We start from the raw sequence: 20,647 nt of genomic DNA, 5'->3' as shown, positions 1-20,647 counted from the left end.
TTTTTGAATGAAGAATGAAAGTCTGAAAGAACAGTATAGAATTAACGAACGCATTCGTGTTCGGGAAGTTCGTTTAGTAGGTGACAACGTAGAACAGGGAGTTTATCCTACTTTGCAGGCATTAAAAATTGCCGAAGAGCAAGGGCTTGACCTGGTTGAAATTTCACCGAATGCTGCGCCCCCCGTTTGTAGAGTGATTGATTATCAGAAATTCCTCTATCAGCAGAAAAAAAGACAAAAGGAACAGAAAGCTAAGTCTGTCAAGGTTGTAGTGAAAGAAATTCGTTTCGGACCTCAAACAGATGACCATGATTACAACTTTAAGTTGAAACATGCAAAAGGCTTTTTGGAAGAAGGGGCGAAAGTGAAAGCTTATGTGTTCTTTAAAGGACGTTCCATTCTTTTTAAAGAGCAGGGCGAGGTTTTATTACTTCGTTTTGCAAACGACTTGGAGGATTATGGTAAGGTTGAACAATTACCGGTATTGGAAGGAAAGCGTATGATTATAATGCTGACTCCGAAAAAAGCTGGTTCTTCTAATGTTGCCGCGCCAGTTATTAAACCTCCGGTAAAGAAAGTGATTGTAACTCCTAAGCCGAAGGTTGAGCCGGAAGCAGATGACGAAAAATAAGAAAAATCCACCCGATAGAGGGTGTAAAGTTTAATAATTAAAACATAATTGGAAAATGCCTAAGATGAAGACTAATTCCGGTGCCAAAAAGAGGTTTGCCCTTACCGGAACAGGAAAAATCAAAAGAAAACACGCTTTTAAAAGTCACATTCTGACCAAGAAGACTAAAAAGCAGAAAAGAAACTTAACCCATATCGGTCTGATTGACCGTGTTGATGTAAGCAATGTTAAGAAGTTGCTTGGTTTGAAGTAATCTTTTTTAATTAAGCGAGTTTTACAAGATTTTTATTAACCGAATGTATTTAGCAAATAAGTTCATTTACAAAAGATGACGCTAACATTCAAAACAGATTAGAATTATGCCTAGATCAGTAAATCATGTTGCTTCAAGAGCAAAAAGAAAACGGATTTTAAAACTAACCCGTGGTTATTATGGTGCACGTAAGAACGTGTGGACCGTTGCGAAGAATACCTGGGAAAAAGGTTTGACTTACGCATTCCGTGACCGTCGTAACAAAAAACGTAACTTCCGCGCATTGTGGATTCAACGAATCAATGCTGCCGCTCGTTTGGAAGGTATGTCTTACTCTCGTCTAATGGGTGCTTTGCACGCAGCAGGAATCGAGATCAACCGTAAGGTGCTTGCCGACTTGGCAATGAATCATCCGGAAGCTTTTAAAGCAATCGTTGCAAAAGTAAAGTGAGTTGATTTTTAGTCAATAAAAAAAGAGTCTTGTTTCAGGGCTCTTTTTTTTGTATTTACTTGTTTATGTCAAACCTTATACATATCTTTGTGATAAGAAAAATGAGTTAGCCGCACATGTTCGATTGGGAAACTCATCAGTTTATTTTAATTCCGAGACATAGCTCTTGTCGCTAATGGCGGGCCGCACCCTTCGGGGCATGCATCGCACAGCGGATTACAAAGGTGGCAAAGCACTCAAATCCTGTCATACGGAGTTTGTTCATATCACGGTGCGGCTTTCTTTTCATAAACGAAGGAGTTGCCTAGCAAAAGTTAGGCGACTCTTTTTTTATCTAAAAAGGTAGAGCTAAGACTTTCTTTTGTAAGAAACAACCTAAATAAAAAAGATTTTGATTTTTCTTTGTATATTTACCCTCCAAGAATTTAAATCCGCAAAACAATATATGATGTTACTGCCAAAACAGTCTTGCAAAAAAGTGAAAGGGATTGTTATTTCCTGTTCGTTTTTGTTGTTGTCTTGTGCTCCGAAAGAGAGTTTACGAGTGAATCTTATTCCCAAGCCGGCTTATATGGAATTTTCCGGCGGATACCTAAAAGTGGGTAGTAATCAGCAAACATCAAAAGGAGAATCCGGCAGCTTGACAGCTGTGATAGACTCTGAGCTTGCTTCCGGACCGGAAGGATATGAATTGGTTGTGACGAAACAGGGAATAACTTTACGGGGAGGGTCGGAAGCCGGACTCTTTTACGGACAACAAACACTAAGCCAATTGCTTACTCCGGACGGTATCCCTTGCGGGGTGATAAAAGATAGTCCACGTTTCAAATATCGGGGATTGCATCTGGATGTTTCCCGTCATTTCTTTCCTAAAGAAGAGGTAATGAAATTGTTGGATGCCATGTCCTACTACAAATTGAATACATTACACCTACATCTGACTGATGCCGGCGGGTGGCGTGTTCAAATTGATAAATATCCCAAATTGACTACTGATGTCGCTTTCCGTACGGAGTCCGACTGGCGTAAATGGTGGGACGGACACGACCGTAAATATCTTCCCGAAGGTACCCCCGGAGCTTATGGCGGTTATTATACAAAAGATGATATACGAAAACTTGTAGCTTATGCAGCTGCTAGGCATATTACGATTTTGCCGGAAATAGAGTTCCCCGGTCATTCGGAAGAGGTACTGGTTGCTTATCCGGAATTGAGTTGTTCCGGTAAACCGTATCAAAATGGGGATTTCTGTATCGGCAACGAACAATCAATTGCTTTTATGAATGATGTTTTGGATGAAATCATCGAACTCTTCCCTTCCGAATATATCCATATAGGTGGAGATGAAGCTGGTAAACAAGCTTGGAAGACTTGTCCCAAATGTCAGGCTCTGATGAAAAGGGAAGGTATGCAGAGTGTAGATGAATTGCAAAGTTATATGATACATCAGGCGGAAGAACACTTACTATCCAAAGGACGTAGACTGATAGGATGGGATGAAATATTGGAAGGTGGTTTGGCCCCTGAAGCCACGGTTATGTCTTGGCGGGGAGAAGAGGGAGGCATTAAGGCGGCACGTATGGGGCATGATGTCGTGATGACTCCCGGTAATTATATGTATTTTGATTTTTATCAAGCAGACCCTAAAACGCAACCTTATGCTATCGGAGGATATACGCCCATAAAAAAGGTCTATAGTTATAATCCTGCCCCTTCCGATTCGCTGACAGACGGAGAAATTCAGCATATTATGGGTGTGCAGGCGAATACTTGGACAGAATATATCCAGACCCCTGAACATCTGGAATATATGATGTTTCCGCGTGCATTAGCCCTTGCCGAAATAGGCTGGACTCCGCAGGAAGCACGTAGTTGGAAAGATTTTAAACCTCGCATGAATGCCCATATCCCAGTATTACAACAAATGGGATTGCACCCGTTTACTCTTTCCGACGAATTGGAAGTGACGATGCATGTCGATACCTTGAAAAAACAGATAGAAGTTATGCTGGATGCCGAGAAGTATCCGGAGGAAATTCACTATACGACTGATGGTACTATTCCGACTTCCTTGTCTGCGTTGTATGAGGGAGCGATTATAGTGAAGGATTCGGCTTATATAAAAGCTGCCCTATTCAAAGAGGGACAATTACAGGGCAGTCCGACAGAAAAGAAAGTGGATTATCATCGCGGTATCAATAAGCCTATACATTATAATAGTAAGTTGTATAAAGGTTATATGGCAGGCGGTATGAATGCCTTGCTGGATGGTTACCGAGGTGGTCTTACCTATTTGGATGGTCGTTGGCAGGGATACCTGAACGATTTGGACTGTGTGGTTGATATGGAAGAGATGACGGATATTCATAAAGTCTCCATCCGTTTTATGCAACTGACAGGTCCGGGCGTTTTCCAACCGGGACAGGTGGAATTGTTCATTTCCGGCGACGGAAACAACTTTACCTCCTGTGGAATTGTTCCAACAACATTATCCAATACAAATCCGGATTTGTTATTTCAGGAATATACTTTTAACGGTGATTGGAAAGCCCGCTATATACAAGTAAAGGCAACAGAAGTAAATAATGGCTTTATTTTTGCGGATGAAATAGTAATTTGGTAAGTAAAACAACAAAATAATCGTCAGATGAAGAAGCAATTAATAACTATCCTGCTCTGTTGTGGCGCGATAACGGCATTGGCGCAACAGCCGGTAGAGTATGTGAATCCGTTTATAGGAACTAGTAATTATGGTACGACAAACCCGGGTGCCATTTGTCCGCAGGGGATGATGAGTGTGACTCCTTTTAACGTAATGGGTTCGAAAAGTAATAAGTTTGATAAAGACAGCCAGTGGTGGTCTACGCCTTATTCGGCGGATAATCATTTCTTTACCGGCTATGCCCATGTCAATCTGAGTGGGGTTGGTTGTCCTGACCTCGGCAGTCTTTTACTGATGCCTACAACCGGACCATTGATTGTTGATTATAAAGAATATGGAAGTGAATATAGAGATGAAGTCGCCCATCCAGGTTATTACAGTAATATACTGACAAAGTATGCTATCAAGACTGAAGCTACGGCTAGTATGCGAACAGGTCTTATCCGTTTTACTTTTCCGAAAGGAGAGGGGAATATCCTGCTGAATTTAGGTGAAGGGTTGACAAATGAAACCGGTGCGACCGTCCGTATGGTGAGTGACACGGAAATAGAAGGTAGTAAACTGCTGGGTACTTTCTGTTATAATCCGCAAGCCGTTTTCCCAATCTATTTTGTGATGAAGGTAAGTAAAGCCCCGAAACAGATAGGTTACTGGAAGAAACAGCGTGAAATGAAAGGTCCGGAAGCCGATTGGGATATCTATTCCGGTAAGTATAAACTTTATACTAAATATACCCGAGAAATGAGCGGGGATGATATCGGTGTTTGGTTCACTTACGATACGGACGAAAATGAAGTCATAGAGGTCAAAATGGGTGTCTCTTTCGTCAGCATTGAAAATGCCCGTCTGAATATGAATACGGAACAGCCGGACTTCAATTTTGACAAAGTGCGTGCAGCTGCTTCTGCCATGTGGAACAACGACCTTTCCCGCGTGAGAGTGGAAGGTGGAACTCAAGACGATAAGACTATCTTTTATACGGCGATGTATCATCTGTTGATACATCCGAATATTATTCAGGATGTAAATGGTGAGTATCCGATGATGGAAAGCCTGAAAGTGGGCCATACGACCGGTAACCGCTACACCGTATTTTCCTTATGGGATACTTATCGTAATGTTAGTACACTTATGACCCTGCTTTATCCTGAAAAACAGCTTGATATCATTCGTACCATGATAGATATGTATAAAGAAAGCGGTTGGTTGCCCAAATGGGAGCTGTACGGACGAGAAACTTTGACTATGGAAGGCGACCCATCTATCCCGTATATCGTGGATGCCTACAGGCGTGGCTTGCGTGATTATGATGTCGAGACGGCCTATGAAGCTATGCGGAAAGGGGCTACCACTCCAGGGGAATTCAATTTGCTCCGTCCCGATAATAATGACTATATGAGTAAAGGTTATGTTCCCCTGCGCGAACAATATGACAATTCTGTTTCGCATGCTCTCGAATATTATATAGCCGACTGGAATCTGTCTCTCTTGGCGGATGCGTTGGGGAAGAAAGAAGATGCCAAACTCTTCCGCGAACGTGCAATGGGCTACAAACATTATTACAGCAAGGAGTTTGGGACGTTGCGCCCCATTCTTCCCGATGGGACCTTCTATTCGCCTTTCGACCCGAAGCAAGGGGAAAACTTTGAACCCAGTCCTGGTTTCCATGAAGGGAATGCTTGGAATTACACATTCTATGTTCCCCACGATATCAATGGATTGGCTAAGTTAATGGGTGGTCAGAAGCCGTTTGTGGATAAGCTTCAAATGGTTTTTGATAAAGGTTATTACGATATGGCGAATGAACCGGATATTGCCTATCCTTACCTCTTCAGTTATTTCAAAGGCGAAGCTTGGCGTACGCAGAAGCTGGTTCGTGAACTGTTGTCCAAATATTATCATAATGCTCCGAACGGTCTGCCCGGTAATGACGATACCGGGACGATGTCTACTTGGGCTATTTTCTCGATGATGGGTTTCTATCCTGCTTGTCCAGGTGATTTGGATTATGTACTTACTTCGCCTACCTTCAATAAGGTAACTATCTTGTTGGATAAGAAATTCTATCCGAAGGGCGAACTGGTAATTGAGTCACAACATCAAACTCCTCAAGATATTTACATCAAAGAAATCACGGCTGATGGCAAAAAGCTGAAAGGCTATACTATTTCTCAAAAGGACTTGGTGAATGCCGGAACACTTCGCTTTATATTGAAAGATACGCATTAAATACAAAAAGACTTTGCAGTGACCAATGGAGATTATTACTATCTTTGCAGCCATGATTTGTATAAATAGATAAAATAAAATTATATGTACAGAACAAGAACTTGTGGCGACTTACGCCTGGCTGATGAAGGGCTGGTGATAAAGTTGGCCGGATGGGTACAGAAAACCCGTAAGATGGGGGGAATGACGTTTGTGGATATCCGTGATCGGTATGGCATTACTCAGTTGGTATTTAATCAGGAAGTTGATGCCGCACTTTGCGAAAAAGCAAATCATCTGGGACGTGAATATGTCATCCAGATAACCGGAACTGTTCGTGAACGTTCCAGTAAAAACCCAAATCTGCCTACGGGAGAAATCGAAATTATCGTTTCGGAACTGAATATACTGAATGCGGCAGTCACTCCTCCTTTCACTATCGAAGATGAAACGGATGGGGGGGACGACCTGCGTATGAAATACCGTTATCTGGACCTGCGCCGTAATGCTGTTCGCAAAAACCTCGAACTTCGTCATAAGATGGCTTTCGAAGTGCGTAATTACCTCGACAAGCAAGGTTTTCTGGAAGTGGAAACGCCTGTATTGGTGAACTCTACACCCGAAGGTGCCCGCGACTTTGTGGTTCCTTCCCGTATGAATCCCGGGCAGTTTTACGCGCTTCCGCAGTCTCCGCAGACTTTGAAACAGTTGTTGATGGTATCTGGTTTCGACCGCTATTTTCAGATTGTAAAGTGTTTCCGTGACGAAGACTTGCGTGCGGACCGTCAGCCTGAATTTACACAAATAGACTGTGAGATGAGCTTCGTTGAGCAGGAAGATGTACTGAATATCTTTGAAGGAATGGCCAAACATTTGTTTAAGGTCATTCGAGGCATTGATATAAAAGAACCGTTCCTGCGCATGAGTTGGTATGATGCGATGAAACTATACGGTAGTGATAAACCGGACCTGCGTTTTGGTATGCAGTTTGTCGAATTGATGGGTATTATGCAAGGACACGGTTTTTCCGTATTCGATAATGCTGCTTATATCGGAGGTATCTGTGCCGAAGGGGCAGCAAGTTACACCCGTAAGCAACTGGATGCTTTGACAGAATTTGTGAAACGTCCGCAGGTGGGTGCCAAAGGAATGGTGTATGCCCGTGTGGAAGCCGATGGAAATGTGAAATCAAGCGTTGACAAATTCTATACACAGGAAGTATTGCAACAGATGAAGGAAGCTTTCGGAGCTAAACCGGGTGACCTTATCCTGATACTTTCCGGTGATAACGCGATGAAGGTACGCAAACAACTTTGCGAACTCCGTTTGGAGATGGGAAGCCAGCTGGGCTTGCGCGACAAGAATAAGTTCGCTTGTCTTTGGGTTGTCGATTTCCCTTTATTTGAGTGGAGCGAGGAAGACAATCGTTTCTATGCCATGCATCACCCGTTCACTTCTCCGAAGCCGGAAGATATTCCGTTGCTGGATACTGATCCGGGAGCTGTACGTGCTAATGCATACGATATGGTCATTAATGGCGTTGAAGTGGGTGGCGGCTCTATCCGTATCCATGACAGCAAGTTGCAGAATAAAATGTTCCAATTGTTGGGATTTACCGACGAACAGGCTGAAGCGCGTTTCGGCTTCCTGATGAATGCTTTCAAATATGGAGCACCTCCACATGGGGGTTTGGCTTATGGCCTTGACCGTTGGGTATCGCTCTTTGCAGGCTTGGATTCCATCCGCGACTGTATTGCCTTCCCGAAAAATAATTCCGGACGCGATGTGATGCTGGATGCACCGACGCCGATTGACGATTCTCAGTTGGAAGAACTGAATATTGTAGTAAACGTAAAGGAATAATTCGAAAACAATATAAACAAGGGTCCATTTCAAAGCATATATGTTTTGCATTTAAAAAACACCTATGTTTTGAAATGTTAAGACCTTGGTTCTTTTTGGGATAGATGATGAGATGCTAAAAATTAAAGAAATACTGAAAGAAATCGAACAATATGCTCCCCTGCCATTGCAAGAGAGTTTCGATAATGCCGGTGTACAGGTGGGGAATGTGAACCAGTATGCGACCGGTGTACTGCTTTGCCTGGATGTAACTGAAGAGGTGATAGACGAGGCTATCGAACGGGAGTGTAATCTGATTATCTCTCATCATCCTTTAGCTTTCAAATCATTTAAATCGTTGACAGGCTCCACTTATATCGAACGTTGTATGATGAAAGCGTGTAAATATGACTTAGTTGTTTATGCCGCTCATACTAACCTCGATAATGCAGCGGGTGGTGTTAATTACCGTTTGGCTGAACTTATCGGTTTGCAAAATGTCCGTATCCTGAGTCCACAGAAAGGGACTCTGCTGAAACTTGTCACTTTTGTTCCCGAAGCATACTCCGAACTGATGCGCAACACCTTGTTTAACGCGGGTGCGGGTTCGATTGGAAATTATGATTCATGTAGTTTCAACCTGCAAGGAGAGGGTACTTTCCGTGCAAATGAAAGTTGCCATCCATTCTGTGGTGAGATTGGCGAACTGCATTTTGAAAACGAAACGCGTATCGAAACAATTCTGCTGGCTTTTAAAAAAGCAACTGTCACTCGTGCCCTTCTTTCCGTGCATCCTTACGAAGAGCCGGTATTCGATTTTTATCCGCTTGATAACACTTGGGAACAAGCTGGTTCTGGTGTGGTCGGAGAATTACCTGAAGGCGAAGATGAACTGACTTTCTTACAACGCATCAAGGGGCTTTTCCAAGTTGGCTGTGTCAAACATTCACCTCTGACCGGCAAACAGATACGCGAAGTTGCTATATGTGGAGGTAGTGGCGCTTTTCTCATCAAGGATGCAATTAATTATGGCGCAGATGTTTTCATTACCGGAGAGGCCCGTTACAATGATTTCTATGATGTGGAAGACCGCATTTTGCTCGCTGTTATCGGACATTACGAAAGTGAAGTCTGTACAAAAGATATATTTTATAACATAATATCGAAAAAATTCCCTACCTTTGCCGTACATTTTTCGAATGTTAATTCAAACCCCGTAAAATATTTATAGAATGGCTACAGATAAACAATCAGCTGAAAAAGAGATTACGGTTGAAGAAAAGCTCTCGACACTGTATCAGCTTCAGACGATGATGACCGAAATTGATAAAATCAAGACGCTTCGCGGCGAACTTCCTTTGGAAGTACAAGACCTTGAAGATGAAATTGCCGGTCTGGAAACACGTCTCCAGAACTATCAGTCGGAGATTGTGGATTTTGAAAACGCTGTCGTGGAACAGAAACACAGAATTACGGAATCTACCCGGTTGATTGAAAAATATAAGACCCAGCTGGATAATGTCCGCAACAACCGTGAATTTGACAACCTTTCCAAAGAAATCGAATTCCAGGGATTGGAAATCGAATTTTCAGAGAAGAAAATACGTGAGTTCGGCGAAGCTGTCAATCAGAAGAAAGATGAGATTGCAGAATTGACTGAACGTCTGGACGGACGTAAGGCTGACCTGGTTCAGAAGCAGGGAGAATTGGAACAGATTATTTCTGAAACCAAGCAGGATGAAGAAAAATTGCGCGAAAAAGCAAAAAAACTGGAAGCGAATATCGAACCGCGTCTGTTGACAGCTTTCAAACGTATCCGTAAAGGTGCGCGTAATGGTTTGGCTGTAGTTTATGTACAGCGTGGTGCCTGCGGTGGTTGTTTCAATAAAATTCCACCTCAGAAGCAGATGGATATTAAGATGCGTAAGAAAGTTATCGTTTGCGAGTATTGTGGTCGTATCATGATAGACCCTGAACTGGCAGGTGTAGAAGAATAAATGTATGCGCGACCTTGTCCGTGCATATATAGAAAAATATCAGTTGCTTACGGAAAACCGTCCTGTGCTGGTCGGAGTAAGCGGCGGAGCAGATTCAATAGCCTTACTCACCATTTTGGTGAAGTTGGGCTATTCCTGTATTGCGGCACACTGTAATTTCCATCTTCGGGGAGATGAGTCCTTGCGTGATGAGCAGTTCACTGCAGATTATGCCTGCGACTTGGGTGTTCCGTTCCTGAAGGCCGATTTCAATACCGGACAATATGCAGCGGAGCGACATATTTCCATCGAAATGGCTGCTCGTGAATTGCGTTATAACTGGTTCGAAGAACAGCGTTTGGCATTGGGAGCACAAGCGATTGCTGTGGCCCATCATCGGGATGATAGCGTTGAAACCCTGTTGATGAATCTGGTACGCGGGACCGGTATTCGCGGTTTAAGCGGAATCCGTCCGAAGAACGGCTATGTGGTGCGCCCTTTGTTATCTGTCAGCCGTAATGAAATCTTGGATTGGCTTACTGTCCGGCATATCTCTTATATAACGGATAGTACAAATCTTTCCGATGACTACACTCGTAACTTTATCCGTCTCCGTGTACTTCCTTTGCTGGAAGAGATAAATCCTGCGGTCAAAACGGCTATTGCCCGTACTTCGGATCATCTGAGTGCTGCCGAAAACATTTATTTGTATGTGGTGGAACAAGCCAGGAGAGAAGTTGTCCTTTCAGGGAATCGTATTTCTATCGAAGCTCTGATGTGTTATCCTTCACCGGAAACTATTCTATATGAATTGCTGAAACCTTATGATTTCAGTCCGGTTATTGCAAATGATATTTATTCAGCTCTCTCGAAAGAATCCGGTAAAATTTTTTATTCTTCGACTCATCGGTTGGTGAAGGATAGGAAATGCCTTCTTTTGTCTTCCGTGGAAAAAGAATCTGTTTGCGAATATGTCTTGTCGGGAGATGAGGAAAAATGGGAAGGACCTGTTGAACTATCTTTCGACAAAGTTGTTATAACTGAAGACTTCTGTATTCGGAAAGATAAAAATATAGCCTATTTAGACTATGATAAGCTAAGATTTCCTCTTATATTGCGGACTTGGAAAGAAGGAGATTGGTTTATCCCTTTTGGCATGAAAGGACGTAAAAAGCTGAGCGATTATTTTTCGGACCGTAAGTTTAGCCGTTTGGATAAAGAACGAATCTGGTTACTTTGTAGTGGCGATGATATTCTGTGGATTGTAGGAGAACGTCCGGATAACCGCTTTTGTATTGATAAAGCAACTAAAAACGTGTTAGTTGTGAATTTTTTTCCGACAAAAGTATTGAGTGTGTGAAAATATTCTTACATTTGCAAAGATTTCACTCCGCTGATGTATCACTAATTAATCATATTAGCTGAACAATCCGGTTTTCATAAGAAAAATATTAATTATCAAATTTAAAGATACAATGAGGGCGTTTTCACGTGCAGTCTTAGCCGTGTCTACACCATTTATTTTATTTACTTCGCATTATGCAAAAATATAACATTCTAGAACTAAATGAAAAACTCCTTCCTGAATTGCAGAGTATAGCGGAAGAGTTAGGTATAAAAAAAGTGACTTCTTTGAAAAAAGAAGAACTTGTTTATCGGATTCTTGACGAACAGGCTATTTCGTATGCCGGAATTCATGCTGAAAAGGAGAAGGAACAAAAAAAGGAAAAGCAGACCAGGGCAAAGAGAACACCGAAAGCTACAGCCCCAAAAGCTGAAAAAGCCGAAAGTAAAACAAAAATAGCTACGGCTGATGTTCCTGGCGAACCTGTAGTCGAACCTAAAGAACAACCGGAACGTAAGAGACGGACTCGTATCGATAAGAAAGAGAAAGTTGCAGGCGCTGCTGTTCCGACTGCTGACACAAATGAAGTTGTCGTAACAAAGACTGACGCTCCGGTATCGGCAAATGTTCCTGTTTCTGCAAATGCCCCGGTATCCGCGAATGCTCCGGTTGTAACTGAAACTGTTGTTCCGGAGGAAAAGACTCCGGTGGAGAAACCAATAAAAAAAGTAATCAAGAGAGTAGAGAAGCCATTGCTTCCACCGGTTGTTGCTGAGGTTGAAACATCAGAACTTCCTTTTGAAGAGCTTCCTGAAGTCGCGGTGGAACCGATTGCTCCGGAAATACCGACAACCCCTCCGGCAGAAGAAGAACCGAAACGGGTTGTATTCAGACATCCGGATACGAAGTCTGTGCTCGACCAACTTTTCCCCTTCTCTTCCTCAAAGCCGGAATCGAAAGTTCAGGTACAAAATGAACCGAGTAATGCTCCGCAACAAAATAATGCTCGGCAGAACAATAATCGACAGAACAACCATAATAATCAACGTAATAATCAAAACAATAATGCTCCTCAGGAGAAGCCATATGAATTTGACGGTATTTTGATTGGCACAGGTGTGTTGGAGATGATGCCTGATGGTTACGGCTTCCTGCGTTCGTCAGATTATAACTATCTGACCTCTCCGGATGATATCTATGTATCACAGTCGCAAATCAAGCTGTTTGGTTTGAAGACGGGTGATGTAGTAGAAGGGTCTATCCGTCCGCCGAAAGAAGGCGAAAAATATTTCCCGTTGGTAAAGGTTGACAAAATCAATGGCCGTACTCCCGAAGAAGTACGCGACCGTGTCCCGTTTGATCATCTGACTCCGCTTTTCCCAGACGAAAAGTTTATGTTGACCGCCCGCAAATCAGCCAAAGTTTACGATAATATATCTGTACGTGTAGTCGATCTCTTCTCACCGATAGGGAAAGGACAGCGCGGCCTGATTGTTGCTCAACCCAAGACTGGTAAAACAATGTTGCTAAAGGATATCGCTAATGCAATTGCAGCCAATCATCCGGAAGTTTACATGATTATTTTGTTGATTGATGAACGCCCTGAAGAAGTAACCGATATGGCTCGTAGCGTTGATGCTGAAGTAATTGCTTCTACTTTCGACGAACCGGCCGAACGCCATGTGAAAATAGCTGAAATTGTATTGAATAAGGCTAAACGCATGGTAGAGTGTGGCCACGATGTAGTAATCCTGCTTGATTCAATCACGCGTCTGGCACGCGCATACAATACAGTACAACCAGCTTCCGGGAAAGTACTTTCAGGAGGTGTGGATGCCAATGCATTACAGAAACCTAAACGTTTCTTCGGTGCTGCCCGTAATATAGAGAATGGGGGTAGCTTGACTATCTTGGCAACAGCTTTGACGGAAACAGGTTCGAAGATGGATGATGTTATCTTTGAAGAATTCAAAGGCACTGGTAACATGGAGTTGCAGCTCGACCGCAAATTATCAAACAAGCGTATCTATCCGGCTGTGGATATTATGGCTTCCAGTACTCGTCGCGACGATTTATTGCAGGATGAAAGTACATTGAATCGTATGTGGGTGCTTCGCAAATACTTGTCGGATATGAACTCCATCGAAGCAATGGAATTTGTCAAGAAACGTATGGAACAAACTTTCGACAATATGGAATTCCTCGCATCTATGAACGGATAATCAGTTCCATTATAATATAATAAAAAGAAGGTCTATATTGCCTATTGGCGACATGGACCTTCTTTCTTTTAAGAGCTTCGATTTCTTGTCTGAAAATATTATCGGTTGTTTTCTATTTCATACAACGGAAAAGAAATGAAACTTCTCTACCACTCTTTATATTGATTGATGGTTATGTTTTCAAAGTTGGGAATAACTTTGTATACTTTATCTTGTAAAGACTCTTGGCTATTGGTCGTACTGAGTCCGATTACCCGCATACCGGCACTGCTCCCAGCTTGTACTCCGGCAAATGAATCTTCGAATACCAGACATTCGGCAGGAGAAACTTTCAAATCGGAGGCGGCAAGAAGGTAGCACATCGGGTCTGGTTTTCCCCGGGTAATGCGGTCTGCCGTCACAACCGTATCGAAAAGGTTATCCAACTGAAGTAGGTGAAAAGCGCGTTTTACTTTCACATCATCCGAACTGGTGACTAAACCTGTTTTAACTCCATTGTCTTTCAACAGGTGAATGAAATCCATAGCTCCGCGAACAGGAGGAAAAGGCATTTGACTTTCAAATTCCATTGATTCGCGTAACACCATTTCCTTAAATTCTTCTGAATAACCGGAGAAATATTTATCTAAAATATAAGGTAATGTCGTGCCTTTGATATGAGAGGCGAAGTTTTTTATACCCAAGCCATAGCGTTCACCTGCTTCGTTCCAGTAAATATCGTAGATGGGTTCTGTATCGACAATTACACCATCAAAGTCGAAAAGCGCTGTTTTTAGTTGTGTCAATTGTTTGAGCATAATGATTTACTTTCGTGAGAAACTGCAGAGTATAATTTTATAACGTACATCGGCAATCACATTCTTTGTGGAAGTAAGCGGACTGAATGTGTACTTATCTCCATAATTTTTTTGTACGGTTTCAAAATCCCGTCCGGTTGTAAAGAAATATCCGCCTGCAGGCTGTTCTTCTTCAAAATTATGGAATTTGTTGCCCAGATAGAAGTTTAGTCCATACATGTTCAAATAACATTTCAGATTGTTCATCACATACATGTTGGTTTCGTTCAGCGGGTAATCTTTCATCACTTGTTCAGCGAAAGGACGCGATGAACTTCCCTGACGTATACCCCGCATGACAGCTCCGTCTATTAGCAGGTTGATAGCAAAGGATAGCGCAATGGTCGCATATAAAATCTTGATATTGATTTTCTTGAACATCTGGTAATAGACAGTCGCTAAGAAGACCAATAATATAATCAGGATACAAATGGTCAGCCAGTCAGGAGAGGCAAACATATTGGAAACCAATGCTACCGACTCCAATGTAGACTGGCGTTGGGTATATTGGCCGGCGATAGCTACCGGGTCTATTACTCCCGTCATAGTCAGACTTACCACAATCAGCACGACTGCGACGATTGATGCCAGAAAAGCCGCAAATATACGTGTGACTTTCGTTCGGTATTCCGTAATATAAAGCGTGTATTGAGCCAGGAATATCGCGATAAACGGATAAGCCGGCATCAGGTATACGCTTCTTTTACTGGAAGGTATCGAATAGAAGAAAATGATGCAAACGAGTGCAACCAAGCTGAACAACTTCTCCTTTTCCATTGCCCTGATATTGGCCCAACAGTCTTTCGTTATTTCTTTGAACGATTTATCCGGTTTGTGCAATTTGAGTCCGAACAAAGTAAAAAAGAAAAATATCGTCCAAGGGATGAAGCCGGCGGCAAGCGTCATAAAGTTGTACCAAACTCCGTTTTCATGCCCTAAATCATAGTTGACTCCCGGAGTGTCGAAATGGAAGAAACGGCCGAAGTTTTCAGCCAGTACGACATTAAGGAAACGCTCGCCTCCCTGTTTGTAAGCGGCCAGATACCAGAGTAACGGCAGGAATAAGGACGATACCCCGGAATATAACAAAGCCTTGAATATGACCAATAGCGAATATTTACGCAACATCAGCAGATAGACGCCGAATACGAACAAAGGTAAAATAATCCCTACCGGGCCTTTGGTCAACACCGCGCATCCCAATAATATAGGTATTGTAACCGGCAATCCTTTTAATTCCAGTTTATCCTCCCATCGGAATAGTTGGAACAGGCCGATGACAATAAAAGTAGTCAGCAGCATATCCACCCGTGTAGTCATGGCCGCCCGGTGTATTTCAACGCAGGTTATCAGCAACAACGTTGCTATGAAAGCTTGCTGGAACTTGATACGCTTACCGAAGAATACGAGCACGAATCCGATTAGCGTAATAAAAGCTAAAGTCGATGGCAGCCGCGATGTGAATTCGGATACATGTCCTTGCGGATAAGAAAAAATAGTCATCAACCAATGTGCCATAGGAGGTTTGTATGCAAATTCATTGGCATAAACTTGCGGCAAGACCCAATTGCCTGTCTCCAGCATCGAAATAGCGACGGCTGCCTCTCTCGGTTCTCCCTTGGTTGAAAAGTCTCCCAGTCCAATCCAGGGAAGAACGGATATGATACAAATAATAATAACCATCGTTACCGGCTTTTGCAGATAAAGATATTGAAGAGTAGGTGTACGCATATTCTAAAATGAAGGGCTTTGGCCCATTTACTCGTTTATTTTAAAACACAAAAGAACGATTTTTTACGGACTTTTTCTTCATTTTTTCAAACTTTTTATGTCCCTAAAGATTCTTTGATGGAAGAACGGATAATCTCTGCATCTTCTTTGTTTTCTTTCAGGATGCAAAGAATCAGGTTCAAGTAGCTTTCTTTGTTACTGATGCCGCATAAATTGCAGAGCCTGGATTGAGGCAGTATGCCTTTCTGGTTGTAGACGCGGAGGATGTTTTTATAGTCGCCTGTTTCTGCATACTGTATGAATTTCTCTTTGATTCCCTTATAAATTTCCTCCACGTGGACATTCTCCCGGATACTTTCCACGTGTTCGGTCAGCTGTTCGACTGTCGTGATTTTCCGGTCGACGGTTGTTTCCAGCTTCTTGCGAACCCGGTGTTTGGCATGAAGGATGACTTGGCTTTCCAGGTCTTTCAGGAATAACTTGATGATATTATCCTTCGTTTGGGCAAAAATATTTTCCGGGTCTTTCATCAGTCGCTTGGCCACGGTTTTGATAACGGGTTCCAGAAGCAGGAGATTTTCTACTTCGGCAACATCCGGTACATATATGTGTTGTTCGCGCAGATAATCGATTTCTCCTTGTGTGCGCCGGTCGCGGTCGACAATCCCTTTTGAGTCGAGCGTATGGAAATCTTTCAGTTGGGCAAAAGCTTTTGTTGTTTCGATTACTTTCTGGCAACCTCCCATCGGTTTCACCATATAGTCGGGAAATATAAGCGGATAGAGGCGGCTGTCTATACTATTATTGTCGGTCCCTTCGATAAAGAGGATGGGCTTACGGCTACCCAGAATTTCCATGTAGACCTCTTCCGGGAAGCTGTCGTTGCTTTCTATCAGCTCGTAATCCCAGATTCGCGCGTCTGCATTGTAAGAACGTATCCAAATTCGTTTGCTATCCTGACGGGAAGCGGCAAAGTCGATGTCGTGAGTCAGATAGACATAAGTACAATCCGGCCGCATGTTTTCTATTTCGTCCCATAGAAGATTTTTGATGGAATCATGCAACAATATTTCCGGCTCTTCGATAATAAGGAGTGCATCGGGTGGGGCACATAATACAGCCCCGATTAGATAGAATACTAACTTTTCGCCGTCACTCATACGCCCGGCCGTGTAGGAATTTCCGTCACGACTTCTGGATACTAATTCAATGAAACCGGATTTCCGGAGAAGCCTGTTGTGTGGGAACATTTTCTCCCAGATAGCTTGTATGCGGTCTATTTTTGTTACCGGAGGTTGGAGGTCGGGAGTTAGCTTGCAATCTTCCTTATATTGTACGGCAGCTTCAAATTCTTCTGTTTGCAGATGGAGGATTAGTTTTTCGTATTCCGACATGCGCGGCATAAAGATACGTTCGGCAATCATGGACTGAAGCCGTGCCAGTTCGTTTTCTTCTGTCTGGCTATCTTTTTCTTCACTGGTGATGAAGAGAGAATGCATTCCTGAAATACGAATACATTTTTCTTTGTATTGTTCGTACAAGTTTCTGCCGAACGAACTTTTTCCGGCTCCGTTGGCTCCGATTACCACCAGCACCTTCGTGTCTAAAACAACCGGCTCGGATATGTTTTGCTTGGTTGGGAGAATAAGTTCCATACAAGTATCAATTTGTTTCCTTCCCAAAGATAAGAAAAAAAGCATGCCAGTATAAAGACCGGCATGCTTTTTATAAATTTCAATTTTCTATTTCAAATATTAATATGCGCGTGCAAATAATACGCGTTGTGCAGACGGTTTGCCTGTCACCATACATTTTCCCGGAGTTTTGTCGCCGGCGAGAGGAATACAACGGATGGTCGCTTTTGTTTCATTCTTGACCAATTCTTCCGTTTCGGGCGTGCCGTCCCAATGTGCCATGATGAAGTAACCTTCTTCGATTTTTTCTTTGAACTCATCGTACGTATCGACCGTTATCGTATTGGCTGTACGATGCTCGAAAGCTTTCTTGAAGATATTCTTCTGGATTTCTTCCAGGAGGTTTTGCACATACGTTTCGATGCCGTCGCAAGTGACCGTTTCTTTTTCCAGTGTGTCACGGCGCATGACTTCGATGGTGTTGTTTTCCATGTCGCGTCCACCCATGGCCAAACGTACGGGAACTCCTTTCAGTTCGTATTCGGCAAATTTCCATCCCGGTTTTTTATTGTCGGCGTCATCGTATTTAACGGAGATGCCCAATGCCTTCAACTTGGCAACGATACCGGCTATTTTTTCACTGATTTCTGCCAATTGTTCGGCACTGCGATAGATGGGAACGATTACCACCTGGATAGGAGCGAGGTGAGGAGGCAATACCAGGCCGTTATCGTCGGAGTGCGACATGATGAGAGCACCGATTAAACGAGTGGAAACGCCCCATGAAGTAGCCCAAGCATAATCGCTTTTCCCGTTTTTGTCGATAAACGTCACGTCGAAAGCTTTACCGAAGTTTTGTCCCAGAAAATGGGAAGTTCCGGCTTGCAAGGCTTTTCCATCCTGCATCATGGCTTCAATCGTGTACGTATCCAAGGCGCCGGCAAAACGTTCGCTGGCCGACTTCACACCTTTGATGACAGGCATTGCCATATAGTTTTCGGCAAAATCCGCATATACATCCTGCATTTTCTTTGCTTCGACTTCCGCTTCTTCACGGGTTGCATGGGCAGTATGTCCTTCCTGCCAGAGAAATTCGGCAGTACGCAAGAACAGACGGGTACGCATTTCCCACCGCATCACGTTGGCCCACTGGTTGCAGAGGACAGGCAGGTCGCGATAGGAATGTATCCAGTTGCGGTAAGTATTCCAAATGATTGTTTCCGACGTAGGACGAATAATCAGTTCTTCTTCCAGTTTGGCAGCGGGGTCTACCACGACTCCCGTACCATCGTGGTTCGTTTTCAGACGATAATGTGTGACAACGGCGCATTCTTTGGCGAATCCTTCCACATGTTCGGCCTCCTTGCTCAGGAACGATTTGGGGATAAGGAGCGGAAAATAGGCATTTTGATGTCCGGTTTCCTTAAACATATCGTCGAGGATACGTTGCATCTTTTCCCAGATTGCATACCCGTAAGGCTTAATCACCATACAGCCGCGTACGGCAGAGTTTTCCGCCAAGTCCGCTTTGATTACCAAATCCTGATACCATTGTGAATAATTTTCACTTCTCGGAGTCAGTTCTTTCAGCTCTTTTGCCATTTTCTTTTTAATCTATGATAGTTGTTTTTATTAATTCAAAATAACGACGGGCAAAGGTACAAAAATATTTATATCTTTGTAGAAACATATTTATATATAGACCATGAATACTTATCGATTAATTTGTACAGTTGTGATTTCTCTGTTGTTTTTCCTCCCTTCGTTTTCGGATGCTCAGAATAGCAAACCTTTGCGTTTGGGTGTAGCCGGTGTTTCTCATGGACATTTGCATGAAGTGATTGTCCGGATGGATAGGGGAGACTTTGAAGTTGTCGGCGTTGCCGAACCGGATGCCCGGATACGTGAGAATAACGGGCTTCGTAAAAAGCTGGATGCCTCGTTGTTTTACGCTGATTTAGGCGAAATGTTGGATAAGACGAAACCGGAGGTTGTAGTGGCCTACGGTTCCATATACGACCATCTTGCTGTTGTGGAAGCTTGTGCGCCGCGTGGCATTCATGTGATGGTAGAGAAGCCTTTAGCTGTGAATATGGAACATGCTAACCGGATGGCTAAGCTGGCTCGTAAAAATAATATCCTGTTGTTGACAAATTATGAAACGACTTGGTATCACACGAACCATGAAGCTTACCGATTGATTAAAGACCAAAAAGAAATCGGCGAAATCACCCGCATAAATGTATATGACGGCCATCAAGGTCCGTTCGAAATCGGTTGTGGAAAAGAGTTTACCGACTGGCTGACGGACCCGAAATTGAACGGGGGCGGAGCTGTCATTGATTTCGGTTGCTATGGCGCCAACTTGGCCACTTGGTTGATGGATGGGCAGAGGCCGATTCGTGTTTATGGCGTATTGGAACATCAAAAGCCTTATTTATATACGAAAGTGGACGACGATGCCACGATTGTTGTCGAGTATCCTTCGGTCGTCGTGCAAATCATGGCTTCGTGGAACTGGCCGATAAACCGGAAAGATATGCATATTTACGGAAGTAGAGGGTATATTTACCAGGACAATTCGGATGAAATGCGTATCTATGCCAATCGGAAAGAAGTAAAAGAGCAGGCACCTAAACTGCAAGCTCCGTATAATGACTCTTTCTATTACCTGAAAGCCGCTGTTCGTGGTGATATTCAGGTATCACCCAAAGATTTGTCTTCGTTGGAGAACAACCTGATTGTGGTTGAAATACTGGAGTCGGCCATTAAGAGTGCTAAAACTGGAAAGCCTGTCCGGTTGAAGTAATAATATTCTCTTTTATAGGAGATAAATTGGGATGTTGTTTAAAATGA

15 protein-coding genes are annotated in these 20,647 nt (G+C 43.1%); 11 read left to right on the top strand and 4 right to left on the bottom strand.

The window, feature by feature from the left end; all coding sequences use genetic code 11:
• Positions 1–7 precede the first annotated feature (7 nt).
• From infC to rho, 10 genes are all read left to right on the top strand, one after another.
• Positions 8–631, top strand: coding sequence for a translation initiation factor IF-3 (gene infC, locus DW103_RS10620; RefSeq protein WP_122275906.1), 624 nt, complete (start codon positions 8–10; stop codon positions 629–631).
• Between the two features lie 55 nt (positions 632–686).
• Entirely contained in the window at positions 687–884 is a 198-nt protein-coding gene (gene rpmI / locus DW103_RS10615) for a 50S ribosomal protein L35 (protein ID WP_122275904.1), read from the top strand.
• 106 nt (positions 885–990) lie between these two features.
• A complete protein-coding gene (gene rplT / locus DW103_RS10610; RefSeq protein WP_005635321.1) occupies positions 991–1,335 on the top strand; it encodes a 50S ribosomal protein L20 in 345 nt (114 codons plus the stop codon).
• Positions 1,336–1,783: 448 nt separating this feature from the next.
• Positions 1,784–3,958 (top strand): family 20 glycosylhydrolase, encoded by a 2,175-nt coding sequence (locus DW103_RS10600; RefSeq protein WP_122275950.1) that lies wholly within the window; start codon positions 1,784–1,786, stop codon positions 3,956–3,958.
• Positions 3,959–3,982: 24 nt separating this feature from the next.
• A complete protein-coding gene (locus DW103_RS10595; RefSeq protein WP_122275902.1) occupies positions 3,983–6,226 on the top strand; it encodes a GH92 family glycosyl hydrolase in 2,244 nt (747 codons plus the stop codon).
• Between the two features lie 84 nt (positions 6,227–6,310).
• Entirely contained in the window at positions 6,311–8,068 is a 1,758-nt protein-coding gene (gene aspS / locus DW103_RS10590; protein WP_122275900.1) for an aspartate--tRNA ligase, read from the top strand.
• A 112-nt stretch (positions 8,069–8,180) separates the two neighbouring features.
• Positions 8,181–9,278 (top strand): Nif3-like dinuclear metal center hexameric protein, encoded by a 1,098-nt coding sequence (locus DW103_RS10585; RefSeq protein WP_122275898.1) that lies wholly within the window; start codon positions 8,181–8,183, stop codon positions 9,276–9,278.
• Between the two features lies 1 nt (position 9,279).
• Positions 9,280–10,044 (top strand): zinc ribbon domain-containing protein, encoded by a 765-nt coding sequence (locus tag DW103_RS10580; RefSeq protein WP_122275896.1) that lies wholly within the window; start codon positions 9,280–9,282, stop codon positions 10,042–10,044.
• A 4-nt stretch (positions 10,045–10,048) separates the two neighbouring features.
• On the top strand, positions 10,049–11,383 hold the full coding sequence (gene tilS / locus DW103_RS10575; protein WP_122275894.1) for a tRNA lysidine(34) synthetase TilS: 1,335 nt from the start codon (positions 10,049–10,051) through the stop codon (positions 11,381–11,383).
• A 179-nt stretch (positions 11,384–11,562) separates the two neighbouring features.
• Positions 11,563–13,590: a transcription termination factor Rho gene (gene rho, locus DW103_RS10570; RefSeq protein WP_122275892.1), complete on the top strand. Its 2,028-nt coding sequence runs from the start codon at positions 11,563–11,565 to the stop codon at positions 13,588–13,590.
• A 146-nt stretch (positions 13,591–13,736) separates the two neighbouring features.
• On the opposite strand, the gene DW103_RS10565 is transcribed toward rho, so the two are convergent.
• The 4 genes from DW103_RS10565 to proS all read right to left on the bottom strand — a co-directional run bounded on the left by DW103_RS10565 (position 13,737) and on the right by proS (position 19,393).
• Positions 13,737–14,387 (bottom strand): HAD family phosphatase, encoded by a 651-nt coding sequence (locus tag DW103_RS10565; RefSeq protein WP_122275890.1) that lies wholly within the window; start codon positions 14,385–14,387, stop codon positions 13,737–13,739.
• Positions 14,388–14,393: 6 nt separating this feature from the next.
• On the bottom strand, positions 14,394–16,157 hold the full coding sequence (locus DW103_RS10560; RefSeq protein WP_122275888.1) for a glycosyltransferase family 39 protein: 1,764 nt from the start codon (positions 16,155–16,157) through the stop codon (positions 14,394–14,396).
• 95 nt (positions 16,158–16,252) lie between these two features.
• Positions 16,253–17,812 carry a DUF4435 domain-containing protein gene (locus DW103_RS10555; protein ID WP_122275948.1) on the bottom strand — a complete coding sequence of 520 codons (1,560 nt, stop codon included), beginning with the start codon at positions 17,810–17,812 and terminating at the stop codon, positions 16,253–16,255.
• Positions 17,813–17,911: 99 nt separating this feature from the next.
• Positions 17,912–19,393 carry a proline--tRNA ligase gene (gene proS / locus DW103_RS10550; RefSeq protein WP_122275886.1) on the bottom strand — a complete coding sequence of 494 codons (1,482 nt, stop codon included), beginning with the start codon at positions 19,391–19,393 and terminating at the stop codon, positions 17,912–17,914.
• Between the two features lie 103 nt (positions 19,394–19,496).
• Here proS and DW103_RS10545 point away from each other — a divergent pair, with 103 nt between their 5' ends.
• A complete protein-coding gene (locus tag DW103_RS10545) occupies positions 19,497–20,600 on the top strand; it encodes a Gfo/Idh/MocA family protein (RefSeq protein ID WP_122275884.1) in 1,104 nt (367 codons plus the stop codon).
• Positions 20,601–20,647: the final 47 nt, after the last annotated feature.

This window comes from Parabacteroides sp. AM08-6, from assembly GCF_003473295.1.
Lineage (GTDB): Bacteria > Bacteroidota > Bacteroidia > Bacteroidales > Tannerellaceae > Parabacteroides.
Note: the sequence above shows the minus strand (reverse complement) of the source record. Positions and strands in the feature narration are given on the sequence as shown.

Bases quoted from the DNA above. Each gene is read 5' to 3' on its own strand.
- infC (WP_122275906.1), top strand. From the start codon at position 8: ATGAAGAATGAAAGTCTGAAAGAACAGTATAGAATTAACGAACGCATT.
- rho (WP_122275892.1), top strand. From the start codon at position 11,563: ATGCAAAAATATAACATTCTAGAACTAAATGAAAAACTCCTTCCTGAA.
- DW103_RS10595 (WP_122275902.1), top strand. From the start codon at position 3,983: ATGAAGAAGCAATTAATAACTATCCTGCTCTGTTGTGGCGCGATAACG.
- rpmI (WP_122275904.1), top strand. From the start codon at position 687: ATGCCTAAGATGAAGACTAATTCCGGTGCCAAAAAGAGGTTTGCCCTT.
- DW103_RS10560 (WP_122275888.1), bottom strand. From the start codon at position 16,157: ATGCGTACACCTACTCTTCAATATCTTTATCTGCAAAAGCCGGTAACG.
- DW103_RS10555 (WP_122275948.1), bottom strand. From the start codon at position 17,812: ATGGAACTTATTCTCCCAACCAAGCAAAACATATCCGAGCCGGTTGTT.
- rplT (WP_005635321.1), top strand. From the start codon at position 991: ATGCCTAGATCAGTAAATCATGTTGCTTCAAGAGCAAAAAGAAAACGG.
- proS (WP_122275886.1), bottom strand. From the start codon at position 19,393: ATGGCAAAAGAGCTGAAAGAACTGACTCCGAGAAGTGAAAATTATTCA.
- tilS (WP_122275894.1), top strand. From the start codon at position 10,049: ATGCGCGACCTTGTCCGTGCATATATAGAAAAATATCAGTTGCTTACG.
- DW103_RS10565 (WP_122275890.1), bottom strand. From the start codon at position 14,387: ATGCTCAAACAATTGACACAACTAAAAACAGCGCTTTTCGACTTTGAT.
- DW103_RS10585 (WP_122275898.1), top strand. From the start codon at position 8,181: ATGCTAAAAATTAAAGAAATACTGAAAGAAATCGAACAATATGCTCCC.
- aspS (WP_122275900.1), top strand. From the start codon at position 6,311: ATGTACAGAACAAGAACTTGTGGCGACTTACGCCTGGCTGATGAAGGG.
- DW103_RS10600 (WP_122275950.1), top strand. From the start codon at position 1,784: ATGTTACTGCCAAAACAGTCTTGCAAAAAAGTGAAAGGGATTGTTATT.
- DW103_RS10545 (WP_122275884.1), top strand. From the start codon at position 19,497: ATGAATACTTATCGATTAATTTGTACAGTTGTGATTTCTCTGTTGTTT.
- DW103_RS10580 (WP_122275896.1), top strand. From the start codon at position 9,280: ATGGCTACAGATAAACAATCAGCTGAAAAAGAGATTACGGTTGAAGAA.